Genomic DNA, 13,050 nt, shown 5'->3' with positions numbered 1-13,050 from the left:
TTTACTCCGTGACAGCGAATGTTTTATCGCCACTTTCACGTCCGTGAGACCTCCCCGGGTACTCACACGTTCTTTCCCACTTATACCTGCCCCGTTTACTGCTGGCGTTCCGTGCAGTTATTGGACTTTAGTTTGTTAGGCAACCTCATCCACGCTTCACAGCCTATCCGGACAACTTTTACAGGCCAGTGGTTTGCCTCCGGCTTCCTTCAGACCCCACCTCACGATGACGCCCTTGCCATTGGCTGCACCCTTCCCCCTGCCGGGCGGGTCAGGGACTTTCACCCGTTAGAACGTGCGCCCGCCGGGCGCACCTAAAAAAATTGCTGGTTATCACCTTGATAACCAACAATTTTATCTTTACAATAAAATATACAACCTATCATATCTTTCATGTATTGCTATGCTAACTTTGAGTATTCCCTCTATCAGCCTGAAGCAAACTATAATTCCTGATGTTTTTTTATGCTGGGACCCAAAATAACTTAGGACCATTTATCATACTTTTTTCGCACACCCACAGTTCCTAATCTTCTCCATGACAAAGGCTTATGACCGCATGATCGTTCAGGGATATATTCCCTATGTTCTCTATTCCAATATCAATCAACATTCATTCCATTCCTACTGTAAATAACACATTATTTCTTCAAGAGCTGGCATAACACATAAAGCGCCTTTCCGGGTTGTAATAATAGACGCTGCTGCGTTTGCAAATTTTAACATATCACTCAAATTATCTGATGATAACCCCTGCAAGCCATGCTCCAATAAATAATGAAGAACGCAACCATAAAATGTATCGCCTGCCCCTGTTGTCTCAATGGTATTGGCATTTATATATGCCCGCTCTTCTACCATAACATCCCCATAATAGGCCCGGCTTCCATTTCTTCCCATTGAAACAAGCAGCAACTGTACCTGTGGATAGCGGTCTTGGATCCAATGTGCCCCTACAGTATAATCTTCTTCTCCTGTTAACCACTGGATCTCATTGTCTGATATTTTCAACACATCACAATACTCTATTCCATACAAGACTTGTTCTTTGGCAACCTCTAATGAATCCCATAGCGGCGGCCGCAGGTTCGGATCAAAAGAAACAAGCACACTATTCTTCTTTGCTACTTTTAGCGCATTTTGGGTGGCTTTACGAACTCTATCATGCGTCATGGAAAGCGTTCCGAAATGAAAAAATCGAGAAACTTTGATTAGTTCCTCCGGTACTTCGGCTTCTGTAAGCATCATATCCGCCCCAGGATTTCTATAAAATGAGAAATCCCTGTCTCCGTCTGGGAGAGTATGTACCAAAGCCAGTGTAGTATGCACTTTTTCGTCTTTCCTCAAATAATCCGCACATATTCCTAATTCAGAAATGGCGTTTCTTAACCGCTCTCCAAAATAGTCTTTTCCTACTTTTCCGATAAAAGCTGTTCTATGTCCCAATTTTGACAGCATCGCCAGAACATTACAAGGTGCCCCGCCCGGATTTGCCTCAAATAATGGATTCCCCCGCGGACTTATACCATTTTGTGTAAAATCAATCAACAATTCACCCAAGGCAGTTACATCATACTTTTCCATCTTCATTTCCTCCTCGTTCAATATAGGGAACTGCCATAAATGCTGCAATCCCCTATATTATAACTATATGATCTTCAAGTTACTTTGTAATAAATCTGCAATATCATTGATGTCTGTATTTGTTTGCTCTTTACATCCGCAATATACTATTGATTACCTCGCCGATATCCGCATATGGATTACCAATGGGCCAATCTGTTACACTATAATATATCTGCCGCAATAAAACTCCTTTTCAAAACATCATTTTAATTTATTCAGACAAAGCATTCATTTATTTTATATGACTCGTAATGATTCACCACTACCCTCCCTTCATATGCACGAGCCGCAATCTGATTCTGCAAGCCTGCCGCAAAAACATTATTTGCATGATTATTCTGATATTGATCCGAAAAAATTTCTATTGAGCTTTGGTCAGAAAAGATGTGGATATCTAACTTCTTTTTATTTTTCAGGAATAAGGTACTTCTGGATATACCCCGGCTCCATCCGTCAGAACTGTTTCTATCCACCTTCAATTCGCCATTCGCAAAATCAAATGTACAAACTGTCCTTTTCTCCCCATCGCTGCGCAAATACAGCTCCAGCTTGTCAGCATCTGTTTTCTCCAAATCAATTTCCATTTTCATTTCAAAGGAAATGCCGTCTCCCGCAGTAAGTTTAAGTTCTTCATCATCTATAATGATACAATCTGCCTGATAACCATCCGTTCTCAATGCTGACAGCTCTTTAATCGGCACAAACTGCAATGTATGATCCGGCATCATCCGCACTTCACGGGGGATATTAAAAAAACCGCACCATCCTTCCTTATACGCCGGTCCCCAGTCCTTCCAAAACGGCATCCAGTCCCAACAGTTTGCCCATGCCACAATAAGTCTCCGGCCATCTGGCGCTACAAAGGACTGCGGAGCATAGTAATCATAGCCCCAGTCAATCTCCCCATCTATCTGATAGGAAAATTTACCTGTCTCATAATCAAAATCACCCACCATATATACTACGGTACGTTCTCCTGCTCCCATTGGAGACACCATCAGCACATATTTATCTCCTATCTGGTAAAAATCCGGACACTCCCACATATAACCCCACTCGCCCCGGCTCTCTGCCAGAACATTGAAAAATGTCCAGTGGAGCATATCATCAGAGCGGTACAAAAGTGCCTGTGCTTTATTATCTCTGCTGGCACCACAGACCATATAGTAAGTATCCCCATGCTTCCACACTTTCGGATCCCGGAACATATGGGAGGGAACTCCCTCCGGCGGAGTCAGTACAGGATTTCCATCATACTTTTCAAAATGTATCCCATCCTCACTGTAAGCGATACACTGGGTCTGCTCAAATCCTTTTCCATCATTCGTAACGCCTGTGTACATCAAAAACAGCTTACCGTCATGTTCGATAGCACTTCCTGAAAAGCAACCACCCCGCATATGATCATCGTAGGACTCACTCGGTGCAAGGGCCAGAGGAAGATACTCCCAGTGGAGCATATCATCACTCACCGCGTGACCCCAGTGCATATAATCCCAATGTCCATAATAAGGATTATACTGGTAAAAAAAATGGTACTTTCCTTTGTAATAGATCAACCCGTTCGGGTCATTGATCCATCCAGTCTCACCCATGAAATGATAGCGCTGACGCATCCTCCCATTTTTTACTGTTTCTCTATTCTCGTCAATTGCACGCTGGGCTCTCTCAATGTTGCGCAGCATTAATTCCTTAGACATATATCTCCTCCAAATTATCTATTTATACTCATCACGGAGTTTCTTTGCAAATTCCGTATTCAGCCTAGACTCACGCCGTGCCTTTTTTTCCTTGATGCGGAATTGTTCTTCCCTCGCCGGAGCATACTCTTCCCATCGTTTTTCCCATGACTGCCTTGCCGCTTTCATCTCTTCTGTAAGCTCTGGCATTTTTAAGTTCCTCTCAGGAAGCTTTGGCACATTTGGAAGCCTCTCCTCCACCGGAAGAATCGTAATCTCATCTTCTGTCGGCAGTGTCTGGTACCAGTAAGCCGTGGAACTCCAGTCATCAGACAGATGGTTTGCATGTCCATGCTCTATCGTTACCCGGAGACTCTTCTCAAAACGCACCGGATCTGTAATATGGAAACGGTAAGACACCTGAAAACCATCGGTATCGCCTTCATGAACAATCGTTCCGAAGAACGGATAAGCGTTCCTCTGCATTCCCCATGCGTGATTAAAATAATCCTCCGTTCCAGTTCCGTTAAGGCTCGGATATTCCTCTCCATCGATGAAAAACATATCATTACCCTCGCCCCACCAGCTTCCCTGATAGTGCTTAACTGTCAGATTACATCCTACATAATGTCCCGTTCCCTTTACATCAAGAACTGTATAGTTTCCTTCTCCCTTAAAATTTGTCACATTATTGACCTCCGGAGAATTTGTCTGTACATCTGGTCCCCATCCATCACATGGGTTCTCACGTCTCCAGCAGGAATGGAAATAAGCTGTATTTTCATCCAATGGCTCTTTGTACATCTCATAATCAATATTAAAATATAATATAAACGGAAGCTCATTCTCGTTTATGATCTCAATCTTTGCCTTCTTATTAAATGGCATCGGGAAATAGCAGGATACAGAACACGGTGCTCCATATCTTCCTGCTTCCTCCGGCTTTAATGATACATTAAACGGCAGAGAGCTGAAATTTCCCGGATAACAGTTGCCTATACAGAAGAAATCACCCAAAGGAGCCAAAACGCTTGGCGTATCCTGATCATCCCATGTAATTTTAATCAAAGCCTTCCTGTAATAAAATGGATCATAATCATCCCATATAACACCAAGTGCAGGATGAATTTCCATAACCGGCGCTGCCGACGCATTTAATACCGGGTCAAGAATACTCGGAGCCTTCACCTTGCGGCATGAAGAAGTCATCCAGATATGGGTAATACATCCCGGTCCCTCTACTTCTCCAAGTACGATGCTCTCTTTTGCCGGAATCTCCCAGTAGTCCTGATTCTTGCCACGCTGATCCCAGCTTGCGAGCCTTCCGTTTCTTGCTTTCTTAATCGTTGTCAGATCCTGAAATAATCCTGATACCTTACTCATAAATTTTCTCCTTTACTTGATAATTTTGCTTAAAACTAACTTAATCTCAAAATACTGGTGCTGCCTTATTAACCCTTAACTGCTCCTGCAGTCATACCTTCCACAATATTTTTCTGGAAAATTCCATAGAATATCAATTCCGGTATAATAATCATAACACTGGATGCTACGATTCCGCCGTAATCAACCGTATAGGTTCCCTTAAAGAACGATGCGCCCATGGACAATGTATAATCAGACACATCTCTCAGCATAACTGATGCAAACGGAAATTCATTCCAGATATACAAAACATTGAATATCACAACCGTAGCAATCACAGGCTTCGTCATAGGAAGTATGACCCTCACCATAAGATCCCATATATTGCACCCGTCAATAAGTGCCGCCTCATCAATCTCTGCAGGCAGAGATTTCAGATATCCCACAAGCAGCAGAGTATTGAAGGAAATGGAAGTGGCAATATACGGAAAGATCAGCGCAAGCTTCCCTCTGAGTCCGAAAAACACATTGATCTTGTATACTGGAAACAACAGGATAAATGGGGATATGGACAGACCCATGATCAAGAATCCATAAAGCATCTTTCTTATTTTCTCGTTCTTAAATTCCATTCTCGCAAGAACAAAAGAACTGAAAAACGTAATGATTAACTCCGCCACCAGTGAGATCACACATACAAAAAGTGTATTACCATACAGCTTCGGGAAGTTAAGCGTCCCCATCGCATGCCGGTAATTTTCAAAATTAAATGTCTTCGGTAATGATAACGGTGAAGATAATATCTCGGAATTTGTCTTAAAGGAAAGAACCAACATCCATAAAAACGGGAACACAACCAATAATGTGATTAGCACCATCAATATATACTGGACTGCTTTTTTTCTCTTATTTACCATAGTTCTTAGCCCTCCCTTTCCTTTGTTACCGCACTGTACACTGCCGTGATCAATAATGACAATAATAATGTAACCGTTGCAAGCGACATTCCATATCCGTAATCACTGCTGGAAAATGTCATTGAATAACTATATGTTACCAATGTTTCCGACAGATGGTTCGGACCGCCTCCGGTCGTCTGCTGCACGATCTCAAATATTTTAAACACACCTGTAATGATCAGTACAGCTACCGTAGAAATCGTTGTGCGCATCATAGGAATAATTACATACCTGACTTCCTGTACTGCGCTGGCACCGTCAATCTTAACAGCTTCCAGAACATCTCCCGGAATCATCTTAAGACCTGCAATAAATATGGTCACAAAATATCCTAACTGCTGCCAGAAATATATGATCGCAATGCTGTAGGGCGACAATGTAGCTCCGCCGATCCACTTCTGTTTAAGACCATCTGCCCCGATTGCATCCAGCACATTGTTGATGACACCAATATTCGGATCCAGAATATATACCCAGATAATACCTACAATGATCGGAGCTATAATCGCCGGCGAAAAGATAAGTGCTTTTGAAAAATCCACAGCCTTTAATCCTTTGTTCAGCAGCAGAGCAATCAGGAAAGACAACGTTAGCAGCAGAACAAATGCCAGTATAAACATGACCATTGTGTTTTTAAAGGAAACCCAGAATATTTCATCCTGAAACAATCTCACATAATTTTTCAATCCGATAAATCTAGCCTGCCCGATTCCCGAATATTTTGTAAAGCTGTATCTTACCGCTACCACGATCGGCAGCATAATAAAGATACTATAGACAAGAAGTGTCGGAATCATAAGACCTATCTTATATTTTTTCTTACTTAGCCAATGCATAAATTTTCCCCGTCTTTCTTATGCTTTTTCCTTCAGTTCCTCCTCGGCACCGCACAAACCGCCGGTGTCGGAATATTTTTATCAGCAATTATTGGCTGTTAGCTAAAGCTGCGTCAATCTTATCAAGAGCTTCTGCTGGCTGATATGTTCCCTGAAGCACACCGAATATACCATCATACAATGCTTCCTGAACTGCGGAAGATACTGTAAGGTCTGGCGCTGCCTCCGGGCTTTCCCATCCGTTTGCAAGAGCTTCAATCATAGCATTCATAGAATACTGGCTGTCAGAAGCCGCCACTCCTTCATAGCTTGTAGCCGGGAAGATAGATCCTTCATAGGAAATCTTTGCTGCCTCTTCTCCGTAATAGAATTTCAAGAATTCATATACGCCTTCTTTTAAATTCTCATTATCAGCAATTGCCGCGCTGACACCGATCGGCGCTGACGGAACCTTCATAACAATCTCCTGATTGCTCTGTGTATCAGTAAATCTTGGTCCCCACCAGAATCCAATCTTATCTCCAATATTCTCGTCAAATTCCGCACAATCCCACTGTCCGGTTCCAAACATTGCTGCCTTTCCCTCATTGAATAACTGCTTAGCGTCAAAATACTCGATCGTAGCCATATTCTCTGGGAACGCACCTGCATCTTTCATACCCTGGAGCTTCTCAAAGCAGGCTGTAAGCTCTTTATTATTGAATTTATCACTGCCGCCTAAAATGTTTTCAATGTTATCTTCCCATCCGTACCTTGCAAGGAACTCATTGAACTCCCACATTGCAAACGCACTGTTCTTGCTTCCGATTGCAAGCGGCGTAACGCCACTGTCCTTTAACTTCTTAATCATCTCAATAAAGTCTTCGTAGGTTGTCTCGTCTGTTGGATATGCAACCTCTGCTTTGTCAAACAGTTCTTTGTTATAGAAAACACCCTGTACATTACACTGATACGGAAGCCCGAACTGTCCATTGTCATCCTTAAATGCTGCTTCCATGCCGCCAAGAGCTTTTTTGACATCTGCATTTTCATCAAGGAATTCTGTCAGATCCATCAAAACACCTGCTTCACTGTACTCTGAAGCCTCTGAACCTTCAATCCAGAAAATCTGAGGTAATGTTCCGTCTTCAGCTTTCAGCTTCATATTCTTTGAATGAGTCTCTGTATCTGCCGCCTCAAATTCAACTTTATACTTTCCGCCATTTGCTTTATTAAAAGCTTCAACGATATTATTCGTAACCGTTTCCTGTTCTGCCGGATTCGATACATGGATACCGAATTTAATAACTATTGCACCGCTTTCATCAGTCTCGGCTTCTTCTGAGCCGCCTCCTGAGCAGCCTGTCATCAGGCCAAGCGTCATTGCTCCGATTGTTACTGCTGACAGTAATCTTTTGAAACTTTTGTTCTTCATAATTTTTCCCTTTCTTTTATTATACAGTCTTTGTTGTGGAACCCATTCCATGTTCATAAAAAATTTTTTTGAGCTTCACCCTCTATAGAACCCGTTCCATAGAGGGTGAAAATAAAATCCAAAAGATGCGCCTCTTTGATTTTCTTAATCCCTTTTTTGATGCTATTTCATTCTGTACTCTAGAAATTTTTTTATATGTATCGCTTTTGACATTGTGTCATTCCATCTTTTTCACATGAAACCAACTCCGACTTGATTTAGGGTGTTGGAACAAATGAGTAACTCTTTGTCGCAGGCGAGAACTGATCCTCTGTTGCACTATAAAGAACCTTAGTTGTGGTAGTAGGTGCGTCCAAAACTACTGCGACGGGAAGATTAGCTACGATCTGGTTCATCCCCAAGTAGTTGTTGTCGCCCTCGGTTATGTGAATAATCGCAGGTACTGTTTCCTCATTAGGCAGTAACTGTTCTCTAGGGACATCGAAAGCGAATATGTTAGAGCTAATTTGATTTCCCGAACTCTCGACTCTGATTAGCCCGTAAGTGTCATCAAGCAAGTCCGATTTTCCATCTCCCCATGTACGCCGGAATTGATTACTCGAAATTAGGTTCTCTTTGCTGTTACCGGCAAGAATTACCATGCCAGGAAAGTTACTGAGTATCTTATTTGATGAAATATTGCTCCGACTGACATTATCGAGATAAATCTTACCGGCCCACACGATCGTGTTACCTGAGACGAGCAAGCCCTCGCCATTCTCTGCAAAAATTGAATAGCCTGCCCAGGCACTTATGAGATAGTTGTTGGTGATCTTGCCAAGAATAGATGCACCGGTAAGTTCAATGCAGCTGCCCGTTTCTGCAATAAAGTTGTTTGTTATATTAATCGCATCGGCGCCCTTTATTAGGAGCGGTCGCTCCAGGTACATAAAGCCCATTCCCTCAATGCGTAGGGAGTCGTTGTCGCTTTGAACTGAAATTCCGATTTTCCCGTTGCTGTAAGGTTTCTCGGCGTTTACACCATTGAGACAGAAGTCCTGAAAAAAAATAGAGTTGAGCCGCCCATTCAATGCAGGCGTGCCAGTCTTGGAAACCAGAAAAGCCTCATGGTTCCCATCGGTGTTCATCACGCGGATGTGACTGCCGCCGGGTAGAACCTCATCCCATTGGCTCGTATCTGCGGTATCGTCCCTAATGGCCTGAGACATGAAACCATGACCAGCACCCTTAATCTGTAGGAAACTGATATCAATTACCACTCGAGTGAGGAGATCGTAGTGGCCTGGGGGGACGTAAATGACGGCTCCCGGGCGGGTTGTCTGTGTCGTTTGTTCTGCTTTAATATCAGCGATGATTTCATTAATTACCGTACCGATGTCATGATAAGGGGACGTGCTCCCTTTGAAAGTTGTAACGTCATAAAATGTTGTAGCCATGTTTTTGCCTCCTATCTTTTTTACTTGTAATACACTCTCGGAATCCCGATATAAACCATGTCCGACGCAAGGTCTACTACACTGTGCGCTTTTTCTCAAAATTTGTTCCGACTGTTCCGTTCTGGACAATATTTACTTTTCAATGTTCATCCTACCGGTAAACCCACTTCATTTCTACTCTACATATCAAATTACTCCTTTCTAGTGGAACGCGTTCCACTCCTGTTTTAAAAAAATAACTCCGGTTTATATCCAGCATGGAACGCGTTCCACATTAGATATAAAAATATATTGAAATTATATTCTTAATGCAACATAATGTCAACTACTTTTTTGTTTCTTCTTCTGTTTTGATGTTTTTTACTATACAATCGTTGTGTTTCCTTTTTTTAGCGTCACTCCCAGCATTACCTGTTTATTATTGTATGCTACTCCATTGATTCGATTGGCCAACAGACGCACCGACTCTTTTGCAAGGCTTTTAATGGGCTGCACGACCGCTGTTACCTTCGGCTCCACGATGTCAGTGATAAATGTGCCGTCATACGCCACGATTTTTACATCCTCCGGCACCTTTCGATGATGCCGAATCACATTATTCATGCACGCGATTGCCATACGATCCACGGCAAATACGCCGTCAAAATCAAAGTCCTCCGAAAAAACATCTTCTACCACCTTCTGATAGTATTCCGAGTCAAGGCGGTTCCATTCCAGTTCATAGGAGTACACATCCACATGGTTCTTTTTCATGATGCGCTCAAATTCAAAATGCCGCTCATGATATGGCGACTCAACGGCAGTCGAACCTTTAAAATGTAGTATTTTCTTACATCCATTACGAAATAAAACCTCCGCTGCTAATTTTCCGCCTTCCTTATGGTTAACAGCTACTACAGGAATACTTTCACCGAGATATCTATCCAGTGCGACAATAGGTTTATGTATTTTTCTGTATTCTTCTACATTTAAGGAATGAACTCCGGTAATCACACCATCAACAATATGGCGATTTAGCATATCAAGATATTCTAATTCTGCATTTTTTTCTTTTTCCGTATTACAAAGCATCATCTTAAAACCGATTTCATACAATTCGGCCTCCACATAATTTACAAACTCTGCAAAAAAAGGATTCGATATATTTGGGACAAGTACAGCAATAATACCTGTCCTTTTATGATAGAGATTTCTGGCCAGTTCATTCGGCGTATAGTTTAACTCTTTCATAGCAATTTCGATTTTTTTTCTAGTTTCATCTGCTACATATCCGCTATCATTCAACATCCTAGATACAGTTCCCACTCCAACTCCGGCTTTTTTTGCCACATCTTTAATTCCTGCCAATAAACTCAACTCCTTGATCTACATATTCAGAATTTGTTATAAAGTTTCCACTACATTCGGAGTATTTTCGCACTCTGTAAGATGGATTTTCCAAGCATATGGTTAAACATCCGTTTCCATTTTTCCCGGTCAGCGGGTATCCAGCTTATATGATTCAAACTATGACTTAAAGTTTTCTACATATAACATTTGTTACTCCGTTAATCGCGTGAATTTAGTATATCACAGATTATCTATAATTTCTACTAATTATCAGACAACACCATATCCCAGGTGTTCTCCCTCGGATGGTACAGCAAAATGAAATCCCTGCATATTCCATAAATCACAGCCCGACAGCCATACCGCTGCGACATAATCCCGGCACAATGCTTCTGATCCGTAGCAAATGCTTCCTTGAGTCCACCGGGATATACCACATCCCGCTTCTATACTTCCTTCGTGATAATGGGGTTGGCTGCTCCGTCGTTAAACCTATCATCACTAAGAACAGCATAAATATGAACATAAAGAAACTGCATAATGTGACCACTATTACTTCAAAGATCTCCAGTGCGGTGTAGACCCGGGAGTCAATGAATCAGGTGATTATGAGCAAAAAAGTGTTCCTACTTCCAAACGCGGCTCATCCACACTACGCAAGACTTTATAATACTCAGCTCATACCCTTGTTTTTATGGAGAAAAGGCCTCTGATAATAATAGAATAAATGGTTGAAAGAAAAACATAACTACACCAGCTGTTCCATATAATAGATATAACTCACTTTCCTTGCAACCAAGTCTATCTAATTGAGGAATCATTTTTATAATCATTCTGCCAATTAGATACCCAATCATTGTACCTGCCACATTCGTTATCAAGTCATTTATATCTGTTGCCCGAAAGGTAAATATCTGCAGTATTTCAATACCCAGTGATGTCATCAGGCCCAAACCTACAGTTTTCATCATACTTCTATATTCGCGCCATAAACATGGAACAAATATACCTAATGGAATAAAAAGTAAAACATTCAGATAGCTATTTGTTATATCGGACAGCATACCATGCAAAGGAATAAAATTATAAGACCAAACAATTTTAATCCCTGCTACACTGGGAAACCCCACCAAAAAGCACATTGCAGTCAAATATAATATAAAAATAATATAGGCAGCCGTCTTTTTTATGTTGTGGAAAATAATTATTTGATATAAAAAAAGAATCGGTATCAATATAGTTGATGCAGCTGCAGCTTCTATACTCGTTGAATATATTCTATACATAAGCATTTCCATATGCACATCCTGTCTCTGTACTAAACAGATGTATCTTTTCCGGCTTTAACCGAAAATATACCTCCTGCCCGACCTGACCTGAGAAATCCGCGCCTGTTACCATCGTAAGATTCGGTATGTCAGACGCTGTGAGGAAAACTGCCACTTCACGCCCGGTATTTTCTAAAATGCTGATTTTCATACGTACTGCATGAGGTTCCTCCGGGGCAGCCGGCATAATGTGTTCCGGACGAATACCGGCCTTAATAGGCCCATGCAATCCTTTTATGGTCAGGCTGCTTTTATCGACAGGAATACGGACATTTCCCAAGGTCAGATAATGTTGTCCGTTATTTGTAACAAGCTCTGTGTCCCATACATTCATATTGGGCGATCCTATAAATTCTGCAACGAACAGGTTCGCCGGATTTCTATATATTTCCTGCGGCGTTCCAAACTGCTGTAAAACACCGCCATTTATTACGGCGATACGCGTACCCATCGTCATTGCCTCAGTCTGATCATGTGTAACATATATGGTTGTTACGCCCAGTTCCCGTTGGAGCGTTATGATCTCCCGGCGCATTTCTGTGCGGAGTTTCGCATCCAGATTAGCTAACGGCTCATCCATGAGAAAAAGTCTGGGTTTTCTCACCATTGCCCGCGCAAGAGCTACACGCTGGCGCTGACCGCCGGAAAGGGCCCCCGGTTTCCTTCCAAGCAGAGCATCCAGCTCCAGCTTTTGCGCCACTTCTGCTACCCTTCCTTCCATTTCCTGTTTGCCGATGTGCTGCATTTTAAGGGGAAAGGCGATATTATCTTTTACTTTCATATTGGGATAAAGGGCGTAATTTTGGAATACCATGGCAATATCGCGGTTCTTTGGGGGAACCTTGTTCACAATCCTGCCATCCATAATGACCTCGCCGCTGCTTATACTTTCAAGTCCTGCAATCATGCGCAGCAGCGTTGTCTTGCCGCAGCCGGAAGGGCCTACAAATACAATAAATTCCCCTCTCTTTATTTCCATGTCCATATCCTTAACGGCATGAACATCACCAGGATACCATTTATTCACTTTGCTTATCTGCAGATCGCCTGCAAAAATCTTGTTTTCCATAAATTAATC

Annotated in this window: 10 protein-coding genes and 2 pseudogenes; 2 read left to right on the top strand and 10 right to left on the bottom strand. The window is 42.1% G+C overall.

The genetic code is table 11. The features are described from left to right. Positions 1-624: 624 nt before the first annotated feature. From G614_RS0125270 to G614_RS0125235, 8 genes are all read right to left on the bottom strand, one after another. The gene (locus G614_RS0125270) at positions 625-1,584 is read right to left on the bottom strand and encodes a carbohydrate kinase family protein (protein ID WP_027644082.1); all 960 of its coding nucleotides are present in this window, start codon (positions 1,582-1,584) and stop codon (positions 625-627) included. Positions 1,585-1,841: 257 nt separating this feature from the next. Next, the gene (locus G614_RS0125265) at positions 1,842-3,326 is read right to left on the bottom strand and encodes a glycoside hydrolase family 32 protein (protein WP_027644081.1); all 1,485 of its coding nucleotides are present in this window, start codon (positions 3,324-3,326) and stop codon (positions 1,842-1,844) included. An 18-nt stretch (positions 3,327-3,344) separates the two neighbouring features. Beyond that, positions 3,345-4,688, bottom strand: a complete 1,344-nt coding sequence (locus G614_RS0125260) for a glycoside hydrolase family 172 protein (protein WP_027644080.1) — start codon at positions 4,686-4,688, stop codon at positions 3,345-3,347. 68 nt (positions 4,689-4,756) lie between these two features. Continuing rightward, complete coding sequence (locus G614_RS0125255; RefSeq protein ID WP_027644079.1) at positions 4,757-5,587, bottom strand: carbohydrate ABC transporter permease; 831 nt, start codon at positions 5,585-5,587, stop codon at positions 4,757-4,759. Positions 5,588-5,592: 5 nt separating this feature from the next. Beyond that, complete coding sequence (locus G614_RS0125250) at positions 5,593-6,465, bottom strand: carbohydrate ABC transporter permease (protein ID WP_027644078.1); 873 nt, start codon at positions 6,463-6,465, stop codon at positions 5,593-5,595. An 88-nt stretch (positions 6,466-6,553) separates the two neighbouring features. Next, positions 6,554-7,936, bottom strand: coding sequence for an ABC transporter substrate-binding protein (locus G614_RS0125245; protein WP_242828220.1), 1,383 nt, complete (start codon positions 7,934-7,936; stop codon positions 6,554-6,556). Positions 7,937-8,136: 200 nt separating this feature from the next. Further along, positions 8,137-9,315, bottom strand: coding sequence for a NosD domain-containing protein (locus tag G614_RS0125240; protein ID WP_027644076.1), 1,179 nt, complete (start codon positions 9,313-9,315; stop codon positions 8,137-8,139). Positions 9,316-9,678: 363 nt separating this feature from the next. Further along, on the bottom strand, positions 9,679-10,662 hold the full coding sequence (locus G614_RS0125235) for a LacI family DNA-binding transcriptional regulator (protein ID WP_027644075.1): 984 nt from the start codon (positions 10,660-10,662) through the stop codon (positions 9,679-9,681). Between the two features lie 383 nt (positions 10,663-11,045). On the opposite strand from G614_RS0125235, the pseudogene G614_RS34840 reads away from it, so the two are divergent. Together G614_RS34840 and G614_RS30895 are read left to right on the top strand one after the other, a co-directional pair. Continuing rightward, positions 11,046-11,186, top strand: a pseudogene (locus tag G614_RS34840) (IS110 family transposase); the annotation flags it as partial. Positions 11,187-11,218: 32 nt separating this feature from the next. Then, positions 11,219-11,311, top strand: a pseudogene (locus G614_RS30895) (transposase); the annotation flags it as partial. Between the two features lie 25 nt (positions 11,312-11,336). Here G614_RS30895 and G614_RS0125225 read toward each other — a convergent pair. Further along, entirely contained in the window at positions 11,337-11,930 is a 594-nt protein-coding gene (locus G614_RS0125225; RefSeq protein ID WP_027644074.1) for a VanZ family protein, read from the bottom strand. Then, positions 11,923-13,041, bottom strand: coding sequence for an ABC transporter ATP-binding protein (locus G614_RS0125220; RefSeq protein WP_027644073.1), 1,119 nt, complete (start codon positions 13,039-13,041; stop codon positions 11,923-11,925). Before G614_RS0125220 ends, G614_RS0125225 begins: the two co-directional genes overlap by 8 nt. Between the last annotated feature and the right edge of the window lie 9 nt (positions 13,042-13,050).

It is taken from the genome of [Clostridium] clostridioforme AGR2157 (assembly GCF_000424325.1).
Lineage (GTDB): Bacteria > Bacillota > Clostridia > Lachnospirales > Lachnospiraceae > Enterocloster > Enterocloster clostridioformis_A.
The sequence above is the reverse complement of the archived record's forward strand: the minus strand, read 5'-3'. Positions and strand labels throughout refer to the sequence as shown.

Coding starts and splice junctions, on each gene's coding strand:
- G614_RS0125270 (WP_027644082.1), bottom strand. CDS start 1,584: ATGGAAAAGTATGATGTAACTGCCTTGGGTGAATTGTTGATTGATTTT.
- G614_RS0125265 (WP_027644081.1), bottom strand. CDS start 3,326: ATGTCTAAGGAATTAATGCTGCGCAACATTGAGAGAGCCCAGCGTGCA.
- G614_RS0125260 (WP_027644080.1), bottom strand. CDS start 4,688: ATGAGTAAGGTATCAGGATTATTTCAGGATCTGACAACGATTAAGAAA.
- G614_RS0125255 (WP_027644079.1), bottom strand. CDS start 5,587: ATGGTAAATAAGAGAAAAAAAGCAGTCCAGTATATATTGATGGTGCTA.
- G614_RS0125250 (WP_027644078.1), bottom strand. CDS start 6,465: ATGCATTGGCTAAGTAAGAAAAAATATAAGATAGGTCTTATGATTCCG.
- G614_RS0125245 (WP_242828220.1), bottom strand. CDS start 7,936: ATGAACATGGAATGGGTTCCACAACAAAGACTGTATAATAAAAGAAAG.
- G614_RS0125240 (WP_027644076.1), bottom strand. CDS start 9,315: ATGGCTACAACATTTTATGACGTTACAACTTTCAAAGGGAGCACGTCC.
- G614_RS0125225 (WP_027644074.1), bottom strand. CDS start 11,930: ATGTATAGAATATATTCAACGAGTATAGAAGCTGCAGCTGCATCAACT.
- G614_RS0125220 (WP_027644073.1), bottom strand. CDS start 13,041: ATGGAAAACAAGATTTTTGCAGGCGATCTGCAGATAAGCAAAGTGAAT.